Source organism: Streptomyces sp. NBC_01264, from assembly GCF_026340675.1.
Lineage (GTDB): Bacteria > Actinomycetota > Actinomycetes > Streptomycetales > Streptomycetaceae > Streptomyces.
Map to the genome: position 1 here is coordinate 4164299 of NZ_JAPEOX010000001.1, position 19072 is coordinate 4183370.

The window sequence follows — 19072 nt, forward strand, 5'->3', positions numbered from 1 at the left end:
TGCCCCGGCAAGCTACACGCTTGTTCGACGGCGCGGTGCGATAACCGCGCAGAAGCCCCCGGAAGGACGGACCCTCCGGGGGCTTCCGGGCTGCTGCGCTTCGGTCAGCCCGTCGTGAAGGAGACGAAGTTGTAGTACGGGTCGGTGGACACCGTGGACTTGCTGTGCACGGCGTTGCGGGCGATGAAGAGCTTCCCGTTGCCGTAGCGGAACTCGCCGGAGTCCGGCAGGAACTGGGTCTCGGCGCGCTGCGATTCCTTGTCCGCCGGGTTCTGCATGAGCAGGGTCTCCTTCATCGTCTTGCCGTCGATGGAGACGACCTGGCCGCCGCCGTCGTAGGGCGGGACCTTGTAGGCGATGAGGTTGGAGCCGTCCATGCGCAGCGGGTAGATCGTGTAGCGCTCGCCGGCGTCGGCGCGGTCGGCGGTCAGCTTGCCGGTCTCCAGGTCGAAGGAGACGATCTCGTTGGTGCGGCCGTAGTCGGTCGTACCCCCCTTGTGCTCCTCGGTCGGCAGGTAGAGCTTGCCGTTTCCGACGACCATGTTGGTGCAGTCCTCGACCCTGAGGCCGCACTCGGGGTTGTAGTTGCCCGAGGTGAGCGGGATGCGCGCCTTGAGCTGGCCCCCGTCGTCGAGGACGAAGAGGTCGCTGACGCCGATGGCGTTCTTGGAGGTGTGGTTGACGTCCGCCGAGACGATCAGCGGCTTGCTGGAGACGATCCCGGCGTCCTCCAGACCCGGGGGGAGCTTGTACGTGGACTTCGGTGCGCCGGTGACCGGGTCGAGCGCCTGCGCGGACATCGCGTAGTTCCCGTACCGGCCGCAGCGGCGGATCACGGCGAGGGCGGGGCCGCCGCCGTAGCCGAGGTCCTGGCAGTCGTCCGCGTCGATCTTGGGCTTCCACAGGGGCTTGCCGTCGGCGAGGTTCCAGGCGGCGCCGCCGTACAGTCCGCCCGCAGCCACGGTCTGGCCGCTGACGGTCACCTCCTTGAACTCGATCGGCTTGTCGCCGCCGCCCTGGGTCTTGGTGGTGGCCTTCCACAGGAGCTTGCCGGCGTTCAGGTCGATGACGCCCACCTGGTTGCACGGCTGGTACTTCTTCTCGGCCGTCGGCAGGGCCTCGTCGAAGAGGATCGCCGTCTTGTTGTCCGAGACCCAGCGGCTCGCGGCGCAGACGTTGGCGCCGAGCGGGACCTCCCACTTCTTGGCGCCGTCGGCCACGTTGTAGCCGACGACCTTGCCCATGTCGGACTTGGCGTAGGTGGTGTCGGTGAGCCAGGAGCCGGGGATCTGGACGATCTCCTTCGACTCCGGCATCGGGAGGTTGACCAGCGTCTTCGACTTGGTCTTGGCCGGTACCTTCTCGGTGCCGCCGCCCTTCGCCTTGTCGCCGTCGGTGCCGCCGTCGGCCACGGGCTGGTTGCCGGAGCCCTTGTCCTCGCCGGAGACGTACCAGAAGCCGCCGCCGATGATGAGGACGATGGCCAGGAGGGCCGCGCCAACGATCATCAGCTGGGTGCGGATCTCGTTGCCGCCGCTGCCGGCGGGCGCGGCCGGGCTCTGGGCCGCGTACATGGGCGCGGTGACGGGCTGCGGCTGCTGCGGGTAGCCGTAGGGCTCCTGCGGATAGCCGTACGAGGCCTGCCCCGCGGGCGCCCCGGCGGGGACCGTCGGCGGCACGGCCGGGGGCGCGGGCGGCATGGCCGGGGGCGGCGGGGGGCCGGCCGGCATGGCCGGGGGCACCGGCGGGGGCCCGCCGAACCCTCCGGGCGGCTGGTCCTTGGGCGCGCCGTAGCCGCCCGGCGGCTGGTCCTGCGGCGCGCCGAAGCCGCCGGACGGCGGCTGGCTGGGGGGCGGCGGGGTACTCATCGGTGCTACTGCCTCTCGGTGGGCGGTTCGGCGGACTGCTCGGCGGGCTGCTCGTGCGCTGGGGGGCGGGCTCTCACTTGCCGAAGACCATCAGGAACTTCTCGCTCTTGTTCTCGGCCTTCAGGTGGGAGGCGGAGATGAACAGCCGGCCGTCCACGTAGTCCACGTTCGGGGAGTAGAAGGAGCTCTCCACCGGGGCCGCCGCGCCGGACGGGTTGCGCAGGACAGCGGTGGGCGTGCCTCCGGCGGCCGGGATCGTGAGGACCTCGCCGCCCTTGTCGCTCTCCGCCTCGCGGTAGACGACGACCTTGCCGCCCGCCGCCTTGAGCGGGGTGAGGGTGCGTCCCTCGCCCGCCGGGGTGCGCCACTTCACCTTGCCGGTGCCGAGGTCGAAGGCGACGACCTCGTTCGGCTTGCCGATGTCGGCCTTGGTCGGCAGGTAGAGGGTGTTCGCGTCCACGTAGGAGGAACCGCAGCTCTGGAGCGAGCGGTTGAAGCTGAAGAGGCCGCCGCAGCCGACCGGGAAGGTGCCTTCGCCGGAGACGGTGGCGCGCTGCTTGCCGTCGGGTCCGAGGACCACGATGGAGCGCTCCTTGGCCTCGTTGCCGAGGTCGAGGACGATCGGGTCGAGCGAGTAGACGTTCTTGACGTCGAAGCCCTTGGGGAGCTTGTAGATCCAGGTGTTCTTGCCGGTGGCCGGGTCGGCGTCCATGACCTGGACGGTCTTGTCGACGTCCTGGCAGGTCGCGACGGAGAGCATCTTGCCGTTCATCGCGACGAAGTCGGTGGGCCGGCAGCCCTCTTCCCGCTTGTTGTCGAAGAGCTTGTCCCCGGTGCTGACCTTGAACGCGCTGACCGTGCCCGTCCGGTTGACGACGAGGGCGTCACCGGTGAGGGCGAGGTCCGGGGAGGTCATGATGTCGAAGAGGCCTTCCTTCGGCACCTCCTTCGTCCATCCCTCCTTGCCGGCCTTGAGGTCGATCAGCCGCATCATGTTGCAGTCGGCACCGTCGGACTCGCCGTTCTTGTACATGACGACGGTCTTGCCGTCCGCGGTCATGTCGGTGACCCCGCAGATCTCGGCGGGGAGGGCGAGGGTCCACTTCTCCTTGCCGTCCTTGACCCCGTAGCCGGTGACCGACTTCCAGACGGTCTTGACGACGGTGTCCCCGACGATCCACTGCCCCTTGGAGTCCACGCCCCCGCCGGGGCCGTTGATCGTGCTGGTCTTGAGCCAGAGGACCTTGTCCTCGCCCTGCTTGCGGCCGGCGTTGAGGTCCTGCTCCTCCTCACCGCCGTTGCCGCTGCCGTCTCCCTTGTCCACGGAGGCGGAGGGCGAGGCCTTGTCGTCGACGGGCGGCGGCGTGGTGTCCTCCCCGATGACCTTGTCGTTGCGCTTGTCATCGCCGGAGAGCAGGAAGTAGCCGCCGGTGCCCAGGACGAGGACGCCGGCGACCGCGGCCGCGATCAGCACGCCGAGCTTCTTCTTCGGCCCGGCCGGCGGCGCGGGCGGCATGCCGGGGAACCCCGGGGCGCCGGGGGGCATGTGCGGGGGCTGGGGCGGGAAGCCGTAACCCCCGGCCAGCTGCTGGCCGTACGGGCCGCCCTGCAGCTGCTGGCCGTACGGGCCCTGCGGCTGGGGCTGAGGGGGCTGCTGGGGCTGCTGCGCGTACGGGTTCTCGCCCTGCTGCGGCGGGAAGCCGTACCCGGGCTGCGGGGGCCCGGGCAGGTGTCCGTAACCGGAAGGGTTCGGCGGCTGGGGCGGCTCGGTCATCAGCGCATACCTTCGGCTTCGGGTGTGGGAGGAAGCCCTTTCTATCACTGCCGGCGAGAACTGCCCGGGCCGGTCCGGCCCCTGTTCCCAAGGGAGGACCGGCCCGTGATGCCGCCGTTATCGCCCTGTTGGGGCCGCGGGCAGCGGTACGGGATCCTCAGCCGCTCCCGGTCCTGCTCCCGGTCCCGCGCGCGGCTCACCGCGGACGGGTCGCCGCTTCCCTCTCAACGCGTCCAACTCACCGCGTAGTACAGCAGTCGGGCGTCCTCGCCGACCGGGTGCATTCCGGCGGCCGCCATGACGTGCTGCGAGGCCGTGTTCGCCCGGTCGGTGTCGCCCGACACCGTGACCGCCCCCTGGGCGCGGGCGTGCTCCAGCAGGGCCCGGAGGGCCTCGGCCGCGTACCCCTGGCCCCGTACGGCGGGCACCAGCCCGTATCCCACGGTCACCCGGCCCGCCCCGTCGGCGGGGCCGTGGAACCCGGCGCCGCCGATCATCAGCCCGTCGGAGCGGCGCTGGATCTCGAACGCCCCGTACGGCGCCGGGTCACCCGTGTCGGCCAGGACCCGCAGATACCGTTCGGCCCCGGCCCGGTCCCCGGCCTCCGGATAGCCCTCGGCCCAGCGGTCCGACGGACCGGGTGGTCCGGATGGTCCGGCGGCGAGCCGCCGGGCCCGGTCGGCGTCGAGCGGGAGCAGGACGAGGCGTCGGGTGCGCAGTGGTTCCATCCACCAGGAGATAGCAGCCGCGCTCCGGGTACCGCACCCGGATTCGGGGCTACGCGTCCTCGGCGAGCTCCAGCCAGCGCATCTCCAAGTCGTCCCGGTCCGAGATGAGTTCGCGCAGCTCGGCGTCGAGCTTGGCGACCTTGTCGAAGTCGGTGGAGTTCTCGGCGATCTGGGCGTGCAGGCTGCTCTCGCGGTCCGTCATCTTGTTGAGCTGCCGCTCGATCTTCTGCAGCTCCTTCTTCGCGGCGCGCGCGTCCCCGGAGGCCGAGGACTTTCCGGCGGCGGCCTGGGCGGGGGCCGGGGAGGCCGCGTCGATCATCTTCTGGCGGCGCTCCAGGTACTCGTCGAGGCCGCGCGGCAGCATCCGCAGGCTCGCGTCGCCCAGCAGGGCCATGACCGTGTCGGTGGTGCGCTCGATGAAGAACCGGTCGTGCGAGATCACGATCATCGACCCGGGCCAGCCGTCGAGGAGGTCCTCCAGCTGGGTCAGGGTCTCGATGTCGAGGTCGTTGGTGGGCTCGTCGAGGAAGAGGACGTTGGGCTCGTCCATCAGCAGGCGCAGGATCTGCAGCCGGCGCCGCTCGCCACCGGAGAGGTCGCCGACGGGCGTCCACTGCTTCTCCTTGGTGAAGCCGAACTGCTCGCACAGCTGCCCCGCCGTCATCTCGCGGCCCTGGCCGAGGTCGACCCGGTCGCGGACGCGCTGGACGGCCTCCAGCACCCGCAGGGACGGGTCGAGTTCGCCGACCTCCTGCGAGAGGTAGGCCAGCTTGACGGTCTTGCCGACGGTCACGGTGCCCGCGGCCGGCTGGACCTCGCCCTGGGTGCGGGCCGCCTCGCCGAGGGCGCGCAGCAGGGAGGTCTTGCCGGCGCCGTTGACGCCGACGAGACCGACGCGGTCGCCGGGGCCCAGGTGCCAGGTGAGGTGCTTGAGGAGGGTCTTGGGGCCGGCCTGGACGGTCACGTCCTCCAGGTCGAACACCGTCTTGCCGAGGCGGGCGTTGGCGAACTTCATCAGCGCGGACTTGTCGCGCGGCGGCGGCACGTCGGCGATCAGCTCGTTGGCGGCCTCGATGCGGTAGCGCGGCTTGGAGGTGCGCGCGGGGGCTCCGCGGCGCAGCCAGGCGAGCTCCTTGCGCATCAGGTTCTGCCGCTTGGACTCCTCGGTCGCGGCGATGCGGTCGCGCTCGGCGCGGGCGAAGACGTAGTCGCTGTATCCGCCCTCGTACTCGTGGACGTCACCGCGCTGCACGTCCCACATGCGGGTGCAGACCTGGTCGAGGAACCACCGGTCGTGGGTGACGCAGACGAGCGCGGAGCGGCGCTCCTGGAGGTGCTTGGCCAGCCAGGAGATGCCCTCGACGTCGAGGTGGTTGGTGGGCTCGTCGAGTACGAGGAGGTCCTGGTCGGCGATGAGCAGCTTGGCCAGCGCGATGCGGCGGCGCTCGCCACCGGAGAGCGGACCGATGACTGTGTCGAGGCCCTGCCCGAAGCCGGGCAGGTCGAGCCCGCCGAAGAGGCCGGTCAGCACGTCGCGGATCTTGGAGTTGCCGGCCCACTCGTGGTCGGCCATGTCCCCGATGATCTCGTGGCGGACGGTGGCCTTCGGGTCGAGGGAGTCGTGCTGGGTGAGCACGCCCATGTGCAGGCCGCTGTTCTGGGTGACCCGGCCGGTGTCGGGTTCCTCCAGCTTGGCGAGCATGCGGATGAGGGTGGTCTTGCCGTCGCCGTTGCGGCCTACGACACCGATCCGGTCCCCCTCGGATACGCCGAGGGAGATGCCGTCGAGCAGGGTACGGGTGCCGTACACCTTGCTGACTGCCTCGACATTGACCAGGTTGACGGCCATCAGGAGCGCTCCAGGGAAGGGGTGTGGATCAGCCCCTCAGCCTAACCCTCCGCGAAGTGCCGGACCGTTCCACCAGCAGCCAGCCGCCCAGCGCCATGCCGATCGCGGCGGGCGCGGTGACCGGGAGGGCAATCAGCGTGGCGCTGTGGCCTTCCAGGAGCCCGCCGAGGCCGGTCGTGGAGAGCCCGAGGACGCCGAGCAGGCAGAGGGCGGTGCCGAGGGCGGCGCGGGGGCCGGAGCCGGGACCGGCGCCGCTGCTCGCGCTGCCTGCGCTGCCTGTGACGGGGGCCTCGAAGCGGCGGAAGACCGCGACGAGTACGCAGGTCAGCGCGGCGGCGGCGAGGAACCGGACCGGGACCTGGGCCCACCAGGCCGCCCCGGCGGGCTCGGGCAGGGCGATGCCGAGGCCCAGCTGGGCGGCGTAGACGGCGAGCATCGCGGTGAGGTGCCAGAGGAAGGCGGTCATGGCGACCCCGTTGGCGGCGACCACGCCGCGCCAGACCCCGGGCCGGTCCAGCCAGGCGCCGACGGGGGCCCTCAGCAGTTCCACGGCGCCCACGAGCCAGATCCCGTGCGCGAGCAGGGCGAGGGTGGGCGGGGCCATGTTGGAGACCTTCTCCCCGGGCATCCCGACCATGGACAGCGGGTACGGCCCGTACGCCACCAGCGCCACGGCCCCGGCGAGCCCGGCGGCGGCGAGGGCGCCGGGGCGGCGGAGCCGCCCATCGGCGCGCAGGAAGCCCAGCTGGTGGACGGCGAGCCAGACGAAGGCGAAGTTCAGGAACTCGGCGTACGGGACACCGCCCGCGAAGCGCAGCAGGTCGACGGCGGCCGCCGCCCCGGCCAGGGCCCCGAAGGCGGCCCAGCCGTACCGCTCGTGCAGGGTCAGCAGGGGCGGGGTGAGGGCGACCATCGCGAGGTAGATCCCGATGAACCACAGCGGCTGCGTGACCAGCCGGAACGCCGCCCCGGACAGCCGCCCGCCGCCCCCGCCGAGGAGCTGCGCGGCAAGGGCCGCGGCGGTCCAGACGCCGACGAAGACGAGGGTGGGCCGCAGCAGCCGGCGCAGGCGGGCCCGCAGGAAGGCGGCGTAGACGGGGCCGTCGGTGCGGCGGGCGAGGGAGCGGTAGGACAGGGCGTGCGAGAACCCGCCGACGAAGAAGAACACCGGCATGACCTGCAGCGCCCAGGTGAGCACCTGCAGCGGCGGCACGACGGCGAGCAGGTTGCCTATGCCGTCGGTACTGACGGCGGCCATCAGCCAGTGCCCCGCGATGACGGTCCCGAGCGAGGCGACCCGGAGCAGGTCGACGTAGCGGTCCCGGGTGGCGGGGGTGTGTGCGGCGATGTCGCTTGCGCTGGCTCCCATGACCCCTACGCTCCCGCGCGGGCCGTCCCGGCAACAGGGCGCGAGTACTCACTCCCACCTAGGTACCCGGGGCGGGCGCCCCCGACCCCAGCCCCCCGGTCCGACCGCCCCGTCTCCGCTGCGCGGGGCGGCATCCCGCCTGCGACCCTGCCGCTGCGCGGGGGCGAAGCCCCGGCTGCCCCGTCTCCGCTGCGCGGAGCTATTCCCGGCTGTGCCCCTTGCCGCTGCGCGGGGCGAGGTCCCCTACCCGCCCTTCCACCGTTCCCAGGGCTCCGCCCTGACCCGTCGGGCCCCGGGCTGCCCCCGAGGCCGTGGGGCTCCGCCCCAGACCCCGCTCCTCAAACGCCGGAGGGGCTGGGATCGCCCTGCGGGCAAACCAGCCCCGGCTCAGCGCACCGCGTGCACGTGTGGGCTGACGCCAGCCAAAATCCAGCCCCTCCGGCGTTTGAGGAGCGGGGGTCCGGGGGCTGGCCCCCGGCAACGGCGCCGCACCCGGCAAAGGGTCCGGGCGGAGCCCGGGGAACGGTGGAAGGGCGGGTAGGGGACCTCGCCCCGCAGAGCCGGCCCACCCCGCCGGGCCCCGCGGGGGCGGCCGACGCCGGTCAGGGCCGGTCAGGGGCCAATCAAGGCCGGTAAGGGGCCCGTCAGGGCCCGTCAGAGGAGGGTCGCGCCCGGCGCCGGGCTTGTGGCCACGTGGGTGCTGCGGCAGGTGCCGGAGGCGGCGAGCGCGGCGGCGACCTTCGTCGCCGACGAGGCATCGCGGACCAGGAAGGCCGTCGTCGGACCCGAGCCGGACACCAGCGCGGCCAGCGCCCCGGCCTCCGTACCCGCGGCCAGCGTCCCGGCCAGCGACGGCCGCAGCGAAAGGGCCGCGGCCTGGAGCCCGTTCTCCAGGGTGGCGGCCAGCTCGTCCGGGTCACCGGAGGCCAGCGCCGCGAGCAGCGCCGGGGAGGCCTGCGGAACAGGGACCTCCACCCCGGCGGTGAGCCGGTCGAACTCGCGGAACACCGCCGGGGTGGAGAGGCCTCCGTCGGCCACCGCGAACACCCAGTGGAAGGTCCCGGCCGCGACCGGAGTCAGGATCTCCCCGCGCCCGGTACCCAGCGCCGCCCCGCCGACCAGGCTGAACGGCACGTCACTGCCCAGCTCCGCGCAGATGTCGAGGAGTTCCCCGACCGGGGTCTTCAGACCCCACAGGGCGTCACAGGCCAGCAGGGCCGCCGCCCCGTCCGCGCTGCCGCCCGCCATGCCGCCCGCCACCGGGATCCGCTTCTCGATGTGGAGACGCACATCGGGGCTCAGCCCGGCCCGCTCCGCCAGGATCTCCGCGGCCCGGGCCACGAGGTTGGTGCGGTCGAGCGGCACCTTGTCGGCGTCCGGGCCGGCGCAGGTCACGGTGAGCCCGTCGGCGACGCTCGCGGTGACCTCGTCGTAGAGGGAGACCGCGAGGAAGACGTTGGCCAGGTCGTGGAAGCCGTCCGGCCGGGCCGCGCCCACCGCCAGCTGGACGTTGACCTTCGCGGGAACCCGTACGGTGATCGACCCGGTCACAGCGCGGGCCTCTCCGCGGCGGGCTTGTGCTCGGCGATCGCCGCGAACTCCTCGACGGTGAGGGACTCACCGCGGGCCTGCGGGGAGATCCCGGCGGCGACCAGCGCCGCCTCGGCTCCCGCGGCCGATCCGGCCCAGCCGGACAGCGCCGCGCGCAGCGTCTTGCGGCGCTGCGCGAAGGCCGCGTCGACGACCGCGAAGACCTCGGCCTTGGTCGCGGTGGTCTTGACCGGCTCCGCGCGGCGGACCAGCGAGACGAGTCCGGAGTCGACGTTCGGCGCGGGCCAGAAGACCTTGCGGCCGATGGCGCCGGCCCGCTTGACGTCCGCGTACCAGTTGGCCTTGACGGAGGGGACCCCGTACACCTTGTTGCCGGGCTCGGCGGCCAGCCGGTCGGCGACCTCGGCCTGCACCATGACCAGGGTCCGCTCGATGCTCGGGAAGCGGTCGAGCATCGTGAGCAGGACCGGCACGGCCACGTTGTAGGGGAGGTTCGCCACGAGCGCGGTCGGCGGCGGTCCGGGCAGCTCCTTGACCAGCATCGCGTCGGAGTGGACCAGCGCGAAGCGGTCCTTGCGCTGCGGCATCCGCGCCTCGATGGTGGCGGGCAGCGCGGCGGCCAGGATGTCGTCGATCTCGACGGCGACGACCCGGTCGGCTGCCTCCAGCAGTGCGAGCGTCAGCGAGCCCAGCCCGGGTCCGACCTCGACGACCACGTCGTCCGGCCGGACCTCGGCCGTGCGCACGATGCGGCGCACCGTGTTGGCGTCGATGACGAAGTTCTGGCCCTTCTGCTTCGTCGGCCGTACGCCGAGTACGGCGGCCAGCTCCCGGATGTCGGCCGCGCCGAGGAGGGCGGAGGTCTCGGGGGCGGAGGTCTCGGGCGCGGAAGGCGCGGAGGTCTCCGGCGCGGAGGTCTCCGGCACGGTGCTTTCGGGCTGCTGCTCTGCTGTGCTCACCGATAAAGGGTACGGCCGCAGTGTGGCCAGGGACTCGCCCCCCGCTGGACGTACAGCTTCTTGGCCCGGTACGTCTGTTCCGGGCCCGGAGCGTCCTGCGGGCGGCCGCTTCCGCCCAGGGCCTGCCAGGTCTGTACGTCGAACTGGTAGAGCCCCCCGTACGTGCCGGAGGGGTCCGTGGCGCCGGGCCGGCCGCCCGACTCGCAGCGGGCCAGCGCGCCCCAGTCGAGGCCGTCCGCGCCCTGCACGGAGGACGGCAGCGGCTTGGTGCCGACCTTGACGAGCTGGCTGACGGGCTCGCGGACGGTCTCCTCGGCGAGCCGCCGGGGCTTCTGCCGGACCCCGTTGACGGTGCGCAGGCTGTACGTGACCCTGCGCGCTCCGGGCCGCCCCGAGCGCGCGACGACTTCGGTGCCGGCGAAGAGGGAGGAGTCCTTGACCCGCTCGGTCGCGTACGGGATGCGTTCCTCGCGGATCTCGCGGGTGCCGGTGATGCGGAGCACGGTGACGGTCTGGCCGTCGCGCGGGAAGGAGCCGGCGGGCACGGAGGTGGTGTCCTGGCCGTGGAGGGTGATCCCGGCTTCGTCGAGGGCCTCCTGCACGGTGGCGGCGTTAGTGCGGATGGCGCGCTCGCGGCCGTCGGCCATGAAGGTGATGCTGCGTTCGGTGCGGACGGCGAGGGTCAGGCCGGTCCGGGGGACGGGGGCGGTGCGGGGCGAGGAGAGGTAGGCGCCCTCGGCGCGGATGCCGAACTGGCGCAGTGCGCCGTCCACGGTGCGGGCGGTGGTCCACACCTCGCGCCGCTGTCCGTCGAGGGTCAGGCTCAGCGGGCGGCCGTAGCGCAGGACGATCTCGTCCCCGTCGTCGAGGACCTGCGCCCCGGCCGGGGCCACGAGGTCGTGGGGGCCGATGCCGAGTCCTTCGGCGGCGAGCAGTTCGTCCACGTCGTCGGCGAAGGTGTGCAGGGTCCGCGGGACTCCGTCGACGGTGAGGCGTACGGCCTTGTCGGCGGCGACGAAGGCGGTGGTGCCGCCCGCCAGGAACGCGACGACCAGGGCCTGCGGCACGATGCGCCGCCAGGCGTCGCGCGAAGCGGGGGCGGCGCTCCTACGCCGCCTCGGACCGGAGGCGGGCCCGGCTCCGGTGCCGGGCCCGGTGCCAGGTCCGGGTCCGGGCCCGGGTCCGGGTCCGGGTCCGGGTCCGGGTCCGGGTCCGGGTCCGGGTCCGGGCCCGAGCCCCGTGCCAGGTCCGGTTCCGGGTCCGGACCCGAGCCCCGGTCCTGCGCCAGGTCCGGTACCGGGGCCGCTGCCCAGCCCGGTGCCCGGTCCGGCCGGGGCGGGCACCGTGCCGAGTCCGCCCCCGCCCCGGCGCCGCCCGGTCCCCGCGGGGGCGGGTCCGGCCGGGACGGTGTCCAAGGACGCCGCCGGCGCGCCGCGACGCCGACGGCCGGTGGCCGGCACCTCCGGCTCGGGGGCGGAGCCCGGAGCGGGGGCAGCAGGGGCGGGGGCAGGACCAGCGGGGGCCCGGCCGCGCGCCCGGCGGCCCGCCCCCGGCTCGGCCGCAGTCCGCCGCCGCCCACCGCCCCGAGGCGCCGGCACCCCGGGCTCCAACTGTGAGCTCGGGTCCGGGTCCGCCCCAGTGCGCAGGAACAGGTCCAGGCCCGGATCCTGGTCCGCCCCCGGGCGGAGGAACAGGTCCGGGCCCGGGTCGGGGTCCACCTCCGGTCCCGCCTCCGGGCCCCAGAACGCGTCCGCGTCCGGACCTGCCCCGGAGCCCGGGTAGGAGTCCGGATCCCGGTAGGGGCCCGCTCCGGCCTCCGGGCCCGCGTTCCCCGCACGGCCCGCGTACGGATCCGGATCTGGATCCCGGTGAGGCCCCGCTCCGGCGTCCAGGTCCGGTTGCCCGGCCCCGGAGGAGTCCGCGTACCAGTTCCGGTCCCGGTCAGCCGCCGCTCCCGCGGCCAGGTCCGGGTTCACCGCCCCCATCCGCGCGTACGGGTCCCCTTCCCGGTAAGGCCCCGCTCCCGCGTCCAGGTCCGGGTTCGCCCCGACGAGGCCCGCGTAAGGGTCCGAGTCGGTGTACGGGTCCGCGTACGCGCCCGGGTCCGGGGGCGCGGCCCAGGGGTCGCGTCCACCGGCCGGCCAGGCCACATCGCTCATCGCGCTCGCTCCACTGGTCCGTCCGGCTGCTTCGGGCACGGCACCCTAGCGGAGCGGCCGTCACGCAACAAAGCGGAACGGCTACGGAACGTGGCGAACGGGTGAGGGCCCGCTCAGTAGGCGAAGGCGCGGGCCGTGTTGGCCGCCAGGGCCGTCGCCATCGCGTCCTCGTCGATGCCGCGGACCGCGGCCATGGCCCGTACGGTCAGCGGAATGAGGTACGGCGCGTTGGGCCTTCCGCGGTACGGGGCCGGTGTGAGGTACGGGGCGTCCGTCTCCACGAGGACCAGTTCCAGCGGGGCCACCGCCAGCGCCTCGCGCAGCGGCGCCGCGTTCTTGAAGGTGACGGTCCCGGCGAAGGACATGTAGTAGCCGGCGGCGGCGCACTCCCGGGCCATCTCCGCGTCACCGGAGTAGCAGTGGAAGACGGTCCGCTCGGGGGCGCCCTCCTCGCGCAGGACCCGCAGCACGTCCGCGTGCGCCTCTCGGTCGTGGATGACCAGCGCCTTGCCCTGCCGCTTGGCGATCTCGATGTGCGCGCGGAAGGAACGCTCCTGCGCGGCCATTCCCTCGGGGCCGGTACGGAAGTGGTCGAGGCCGGTCTCGCCGACGGCCTTCACGTGCGCGAGCCCGGCCAGCGCCTCGATCTCGGCGAGCGCGTCGTCGAGCGCGGCCTCGCCGCCGCCCTTCCGGGCGCCCTGCCGCGACCAGCCGTCGGGGTCCCCGTGGACGATCCGGGGGGCCTCGTTGGGATGCAGGGCCACGGCCGCGTGGACGTTCTCGTACGCGGCCGCGGTCTCGGCGGCCCACCGGGAGCCCTTCACGTCGCAGCCCACCTGGACGACGGTGGTGACCCCGACGGAGGCGGCCTTGGCGAGGCCCTCCTCCACGGTGCCGGACTGCATGTCCAGGTGGGTGTGGGAGTCGGCGACCGCCACCCGGAGCGGCTCCGGCAGCGGGGGCGGTGCGTCGTTCGGCGTACTACGGCTCATGCGGCCGATCTTATGACCGGCGGAAGAACCCCAGCAGCCGGGCCATCAGACCGGGCCGCTCCACCGGGACCGGCCCGGGGGCGTCGTGCAGGGCGGCCTTGCGGGGCTTGGGGGCCTTCGCGCTGTACCCGGCGGGCACCGGGCCGGCGATCCCCGGGGCCGCGCGGTGGTGGTAGAGCTGGTCGAGCATGCCGATGACCGACTTGACCTGGCCCTCCCTCATGATCCGCACCACGTGCCCGCCGCAGTTCATGCAGGTCGGGTTGGACAGCGGGGAGGGGACCCGCTCACCGTCCGCCGTGTAGACGATGAACGGCATGCCCTTGCCGTCGGTGTGGTGCTCTATCTCGTACCCCTGCTCCCAGCCGTAGCCGCACTTCATGCAGGCGAAGGAGTACGCCTCGTGCACGGTCGGCACGGTGGCGGAAACGGGAGCCGCGGCAGCGGCCACCGGGGCGGTGACGGTAGAAGCGGTGGGTACGGAGACGGGTTGGGGTTCGGCGATCTCACTCATGCCAGCTCCTCTTGTTCCACTGGTGCCATTGCCAGTGGACGCCTCTTCGGGCGGGAGCGCATCAGGCCCTGTCTACTGTTGGACGGTCCTTGGGCGAGTCATGCCCAAAGCGCCCGGTGCGCGGTCTGAGCTTTGCTTTTCAGGTTAGCTCTTTACCGACTCACGGCGACTTTTGTGCCGCGTTCTTTGCCGCGACCACGGCGTCGAAGACCTCGCGCTTGGGTACCCCGGCCTCCGCGGCGACCGCCGCGATGGCCTCCTTGCGCCGCTCCCCCGCCTCCTCGCGCACCCGTACCCGGTTCACCAGCTCCTCGGCGTCCACATCGCCGGGGGCCGCGGCCGGGGCGCCCTCGACGACGACGGTGATCTCCCCGCGCACGCCTTCGGCGGCCCAGGCGGCCAGCTCGCCGAGACCGCCTCGCTTGACCTCCTCGTAGGTCTTGGTCAGCTCGCGGCAGACGGCGGCGCGCCGGTCGGCGCCGAAGACCTCGGCCATGGCGGCCAGGGTGTCGTCGAGCCGGTGCGGGGCCTCGAAGTAGACGAGGGTGCGGCGCTCGGCGGCGACCTCGCGGAGCTTGCTCAGCCGCTCGCCGGCCTTGCGCGGCAGGAAGCCCTCGAAGCAGAAGCGGTCGACGGGAAGCCCGGAGAGGGCGAGCGCGGTGAGGACGGCGGAGGGCCCGGGCACGGCCGTGACCTTGATGTCCTTCTCCACGGCGGCGGCGACGAGCCGGTAGCCGGGGTCGGAGACCGAGGGCATGCCGGCGTCGGTCACGAGCAGGACGCGCTTGCCGGCCTCCAGGGCCTCGACCAGCTCGGGGGTGCGCGCGGACTCGTTGCCCTCGAAGTACGACAGGACGCGCCCGGTGGTGTACACGCCGAGGCCCTGCGTCAGCCTGCGCAGCCGCCGGGTGTCCTCGGCGGCGATCACATCGGCCCGCTCCAGCTCGGAGGCGAGCCGTGGCGGGGCGTCGGCGAGGTCACCGATGGGGGTACCGGCGAGGACGAGGACGCCCACCCCGTGGCCATCGGATGAGGGGGCCGGGGAGGGGGCTTCGGCGGTGCGGGGCTGGTCAGTGGTCACCGCCCCATCCTCTCAGCCGCCCCAACCGCCGCGCCCCACACTGCCGTCCCCCTGGGTCCGGCACAGGGTCGTTCCCTACGATGTGCCGGTGACCAGTACCGCGACGCCGCCGCCCAGCCCTGCGGGGGCCCCGCCCGCCACCGAGGCCGGGCCCGGCCCCGACCCCGCCGACCAGCCGTCCGCCTGGATGCGCCGGCTGCGCGGCTTCGGCTACGCGCAGCCCGCCGGGGCGCAGCGGCAGTCGGACGTCGGCACCCGCCTGGTGCCCCCGTACGCACGGCCGTCCGCGCAGCTGTGGGCGCAGATCGGGATCGGGCCGGACGCGGCGGAGCGCTGGGAGCGGGTGCTGGCGTGGGCCGGGCCGCTGCTGGTGACGCTGGTCGCCGGGGTGCTGCGCTTCGTCCATCTGGGCACCCCGAAGGCGGTGATATTCGACGAGACGTACTACGCCAAGGACGCGTGGGCCACGATCAAGCAGGGCTACGAGGCGAGCTGGCCCAAGGACATCGACAAGTCGATCCTCGCCAACCCCCACGGAGTGCCCCTCCCGCTGGAACCGGGCTACGTCGTGCACCCGCCGGTCGGCAAATGGGTGATCGGCCTGGGCGAGTGGATGTTCGGCTTCGACCCCTTCGGCTGGCGGTTCATGACCGCGCTGCTCGGCACCCTGTCCGTGCTGATGCTGTGCCGCATCGGGCGGCGGCTGTTCCGCTCCACGTTCCTGGGCTGCCTGGCCGGCCTCCTGCTGGCCGTGGACGGCCTGCACCTGGTGATGAGCCGGACCGCCCTGCTCGACCTGGTGCTGATGTTCTTCGTGCTGGGCGCCTTCGGAGCACTCGTCATCGACCGGGACAAGGCGCGGGCCCGGCTCGCGGCCGCGCTCCCGGTGGACGAGGAGGGCCGGACCCGGCCGGACGCCCGCATCGCGGAGACGCTGAAGCTGGGCTGGCGCCCGTACCGCATCCTGGCCGGGATCAGCCTCGGCCTGGCCTTCGGCACGAAGTGGAACGGCCTGATCGTGCTGGCCTTCTTCGGCGTGCTGACCGTCCTGTGGGACGCGGCCGCCCGCCGCACGGCGGGCGCGGGCACCCCGTACGCGGCGATGCTGCGCCGTGACAGCTGGCCCGCCTTCCTCTCCCTCGTCCCCGTGGCGATCTCCGTCTACGTGGCCTCCTGGCTCGGCTGGATCCTCTCCCCCGACAACGGCAAGGGCGGCTACTTCCGCGACTGGGCCGCCAAGAACGACCAGCACAGCTCCCTCTCGTTCCTCCCGGAGTGGCTGCGGAGCCTGTGGCACTACGAGACGACGGTCTACGACTTCCACGTGGGCCTGACCTCGGGCCACACCTACGAGTCGAACCCGTGGAGCTGGCTGGTCCTGGGCCGTCCCGTCTCCTACTTCTACGAGTCCCCCTCCCCCGGCACCGACGGCTGCCCGGCGACGGAGACGGCCAAGTGCGCGCGCGAGGTGCTGGCGCTCGGCACGCCGCTGCTGTGGTGGGCGGGCTGCTTCGCCCTGCTGTACGTGCTGTGGCGCTGGCTCTTCCGCCGCGACTGGCGGGCGGGCGCGATCGCGTGCGCGCTGGGCGCGGGCCTGCTGCCCTGGTTCAACTACCAGGAGCGGACCATCTTCTTCTTCTACGCGGTGGTCTTCGTCCCGTACCTGTGCCTGGCGGTGGCCATGATGATCGGCGCCCTGCTGGGCCCGGCGGGCTCCTCGGAACGCCGCCGCGCGCTGGGTGCGGTGGCGGCGGGCGTCCTGGTGCTCCTGATCGTGTGGAACTTCATCTACTTCTGGCCCATCTACACGGGCCAGTCCATCCCGATGGACTCCTGGCAGAACCGCATGTGGCTGGACACCTGGGTCTAGCGGGGCGGCCGTGAGCCCGGACGCCCAGGACGGCCAAACCCCTGAACCGTCCGTCTGTTCGACGTAAGGTCTACTCCAGAGGGCCCTTGAACACGTTCAGTGTCCAAGGGCCGGGGTAGGGGACACGGGAACGGGGAGCGGGAATGAACGGGGCTGCAAAGGGAGCCGTCGTCGGCGGGGCCTTCCTCGCGATGCTGGGCGGGGCCGTGTACGGGGTGTACGCGCTGGTGGGGGACGCCGGTGACGGCGACGCCAAGAACACGAGCGCGACCGGCCCGGCGGTGCCCGCCAAGGGCACCGGGCCGGTCAGCGACAAGGACGCCGCGGCGACCGCCCAGGCCTTCTTCACCGCGTGGGCCGCCGGGGACGCCCGCGCCGGCGCCGATCTGACGAACAACCCCTCGGAGGCGCAGGTCGCCCTCGGCGGGTTCACGACCCAGGCCTACGTGTCCAAGGTCGCGATCACCCCCGGCGCGCAGACCGGGACCACGGTGGCGTACTCCGTCGCGGCCGAGGTCACCTACGAGGGCGTCACCAAGCCCCTCGCCTACGAGTCCAAGCTGACCGTGGTCCGCGGCAACACCACCGGGCTCCCGCTCGTCGACTGGCAGCCCTCGGTGCTCCACCCGCAGCTCCAGAAGGGCGAGAAGCTGCGCGGCGGCGCCCCGGCCAACCCGCCGGTCAAGGCCGTCGACCGCAAGGGCCGGGAGCTGACCGCCGAGAAGTACCCCTCGCTGCGCCCGGTGCTCGACAGCCTGCGCAAGAAGTACGGGGAGCAGCTGGGCGGCAAGAGCGGCGCCGAGCTGTGGATCGAGCCGGTCGCCGAGGATGCTCCACGGCGGACCCTGCTCACGCTGGTCGAGGGGAAGCCCGGGAAGATCGAGACCGTCCTGGACGCGGACGTCCAGGCGGCGGCGGAGCAGGCGGTGCTGAAGTTCCCGCAGGCCTCGGTGGTCGCCGTCCAGCCCAGCACCGGCAACGTCCTGGCCGTCGCCGACCATCGCGGCGACGGCTTCCCCGCGTCCCTGAGCGGGGCTCGCGCGCCCGGCTCCACGATGAAGATCGTGACCGGCGCGATGCTGCTGGACCGGGGTCTGGTGGCGGCGGACAAGGTCGCCCCGTGTCCGGCGGAGGTGCAGTGGGGCGGCAAGACCTTCAAGAACCTGAAGGGCTTCAAGCTCGAGGGCGAGACCTTCGCGACGAGCTTCGCCCAGTCCTGCAACACCGCCTTCATCAAGCAGATCCTGCCGGTGGACGACGACGACGCGCTCCCGAAGGAGGCCCGCGAGGTCTTCGGCATCGGCGAGGGCGTCGAGTGGAAGGTCGGCGTGCCCACCGTCGACGGCAAGGTCCCGGCCGCCACCGGGCCGGCGGCGGCCGCCGCGTACATCGGCCAGGGCCAGATCCAGATGAACCCGCTGACCATGGCCTCGATCACGGCGACCGCCCGCACCGGGGTGTTTCGCCAGCCGGTCGTCGTCAAGGCCTCGCTAGACGACCGCGAGCTCGCCAAGGCCACCCGGAGGATGAAGCCCTCGGTGGCGGCCCAGCTGGTGCGGATGATGAAGCTGACGGCCACCTCGGGCACCGCCCAGGGCGCGATGTCCGCGGTCCGCGGCTCCGACAAGGGCGCCAAGACCGGCTCGGCGGAGGTCGACGGGGCGCAGAACCCGGACAGCTGGTTCACCGGCTTCAGCGGCGACGTGGCGGCGGCGGCGATGGTCGAGGGCGGCGGCCACGGCGGCGACGCGGCGGGCCCGATCGTGGCGGCCGTCCTGAACGCGCGCTGACCGGCGGGCCCGGGCCGGCAGCGGGCCACGGGCCGGCCGGCGGGGGCCCGCCCCCGGGTCAGCCCTCCCGTACGTCGGCCAGCGCGGCCCCCGCGTTCCGGATCAGCTCGCGCGGATCCATCGGGAACACCGTGTGCGGAGTGCCCGCGGCCGCCCAGACCACCTCGTGGGCCAGCAGGGAGCGGTCCGCGAGGACCCGGGTGCGGGTGCGGTGCCCGAAGGGGGGCACCCCTCCGATGGCGTAGCCCGTGGTCTCCCGGACCAGGGCCGCGTCGGCCCGGGTCACCGCGCCCGCCCCGAGCTCGCGGCGCACCGCCTCCACGTCGACCCGGGAGGCGCCGTCCATGAGGACCAGTACGGGAACCCCGTCGGCTGCGAAGATCAGCGACTTCACGATCTGGCTGAGCTCGCAGCCGATCGCCGCCGCCGCGTCGGCGGCGGTCCGGGTCCCGTCGGGGAAGGTCCGTACGTCCGGCTCCAGGCCCAGGGCGGCGAGGGCTTCGGCGAACAGGGGATGCGTGGAGGTCGTCATGACCGCACGCTAACGCTCCCCGCGCCGCCCGTGCGG

14 protein-coding genes are annotated in these 19072 nt (G+C 73.2%); 2 read left to right on the plus strand and 12 right to left on the minus strand.

Annotation, left to right across the window (positions count from 1 at the left end):
• Nucleotides 1-104: 104 nt before the first annotated feature.
• From OG435_RS19150 to rsmI, 11 genes are all read right to left on the minus strand, one after another.
• The gene (locus OG435_RS19150) at nucleotides 105-1868 is read right to left on the minus strand and encodes a PQQ-binding-like beta-propeller repeat protein (protein ID WP_266878185.1); all 1764 of its coding nucleotides are present in this window, start codon (nucleotides 1866-1868) and stop codon (nucleotides 105-107) included.
• A 73-nt stretch (nucleotides 1869-1941) separates the two neighbouring features.
• Complete coding sequence (locus OG435_RS19155) at nucleotides 1942-3642, minus strand: PQQ-binding-like beta-propeller repeat protein (RefSeq protein WP_266878186.1); 1701 nt, start codon at nucleotides 3640-3642, stop codon at nucleotides 1942-1944.
• Nucleotides 3643-3866: 224 nt separating this feature from the next.
• On the minus strand, nucleotides 3867-4370 hold the full coding sequence (locus OG435_RS19160; RefSeq protein ID WP_266878188.1) for a GNAT family N-acetyltransferase: 504 nt from the start codon (nucleotides 4368-4370) through the stop codon (nucleotides 3867-3869).
• Nucleotides 4371-4419: 49 nt separating this feature from the next.
• Nucleotides 4420-6219, minus strand: a complete 1800-nt coding sequence (locus OG435_RS19165) for an ABC-F family ATP-binding cassette domain-containing protein (RefSeq protein ID WP_266878189.1) — start codon at nucleotides 6217-6219, stop codon at nucleotides 4420-4422.
• A 28-nt stretch (nucleotides 6220-6247) separates the two neighbouring features.
• Nucleotides 6248-7588 carry an acyltransferase family protein gene (locus tag OG435_RS19170; protein ID WP_266878191.1) on the minus strand — a complete coding sequence of 447 codons (1341 nt, stop codon included), beginning with the start codon at nucleotides 7586-7588 and terminating at the stop codon, nucleotides 6248-6250.
• A gap of 654 nt (nucleotides 7589-8242) precedes the next feature.
• Nucleotides 8243-9139: a 4-(cytidine 5'-diphospho)-2-C-methyl-D-erythritol kinase gene (locus OG435_RS19175; RefSeq protein ID WP_266878192.1), complete on the minus strand. Its 897-nt coding sequence runs from the start codon at nucleotides 9137-9139 to the stop codon at nucleotides 8243-8245.
• A complete protein-coding gene (rsmA, locus tag OG435_RS19180; protein ID WP_266881882.1) occupies nucleotides 9136-9975 on the minus strand; it encodes a 16S rRNA (adenine(1518)-N(6)/adenine(1519)-N(6))-dimethyltransferase RsmA in 840 nt (279 codons plus the stop codon). The genes OG435_RS19175 and rsmA overlap by 4 nt, the downstream gene beginning before the upstream one ends.
• A gap of 119 nt (nucleotides 9976-10094) precedes the next feature.
• Nucleotides 10095-11441 carry a ubiquitin-like domain-containing protein gene (locus tag OG435_RS19185; RefSeq protein ID WP_430625763.1) on the minus strand — a complete coding sequence of 449 codons (1347 nt, stop codon included), beginning with the start codon at nucleotides 11439-11441 and terminating at the stop codon, nucleotides 10095-10097.
• Between the two features lie 929 nt (nucleotides 11442-12370).
• Nucleotides 12371-13249 carry a TatD family hydrolase gene (locus OG435_RS19190; RefSeq protein ID WP_266878194.1) on the minus strand — a complete coding sequence of 293 codons (879 nt, stop codon included), beginning with the start codon at nucleotides 13247-13249 and terminating at the stop codon, nucleotides 12371-12373.
• A gap of 10 nt (nucleotides 13250-13259) precedes the next feature.
• Nucleotides 13260-13631: a hypothetical protein gene (locus OG435_RS19195; protein ID WP_266881886.1), complete on the minus strand. Its 372-nt coding sequence runs from the start codon at nucleotides 13629-13631 to the stop codon at nucleotides 13260-13262.
• A 292-nt stretch (nucleotides 13632-13923) separates the two neighbouring features.
• Nucleotides 13924-14778, minus strand: a complete 855-nt coding sequence (rsmI, locus tag OG435_RS19200; protein WP_266881888.1) for a 16S rRNA (cytidine(1402)-2'-O)-methyltransferase — start codon at nucleotides 14776-14778, stop codon at nucleotides 13924-13926.
• 154 nt (nucleotides 14779-14932) lie between these two features.
• On the opposite strand from rsmI, the gene OG435_RS19205 reads away from it, so the two are divergent.
• Both OG435_RS19205 and OG435_RS19210 read left to right on the plus strand, forming a co-directional pair.
• The gene (locus tag OG435_RS19205; protein WP_430625655.1) at nucleotides 14933-16714 is read left to right on the plus strand and encodes a dolichyl-phosphate-mannose--protein mannosyltransferase; all 1782 of its coding nucleotides are present in this window, start codon (nucleotides 14933-14935) and stop codon (nucleotides 16712-16714) included.
• A 143-nt stretch (nucleotides 16715-16857) separates the two neighbouring features.
• Entirely contained in the window at nucleotides 16858-18504 is a 1647-nt protein-coding gene (locus OG435_RS19210) for a penicillin-binding transpeptidase domain-containing protein (protein ID WP_266878195.1), read from the plus strand.
• A 58-nt stretch (nucleotides 18505-18562) separates the two neighbouring features.
• On the opposite strand, the gene OG435_RS19215 is transcribed toward OG435_RS19210, so the two are convergent.
• Nucleotides 18563-19036 carry a YbaK/EbsC family protein gene (locus tag OG435_RS19215; protein ID WP_266878197.1) on the minus strand — a complete coding sequence of 158 codons (474 nt, stop codon included), beginning with the start codon at nucleotides 19034-19036 and terminating at the stop codon, nucleotides 18563-18565.
• Nucleotides 19037-19072 lie beyond the last annotated feature (36 nt).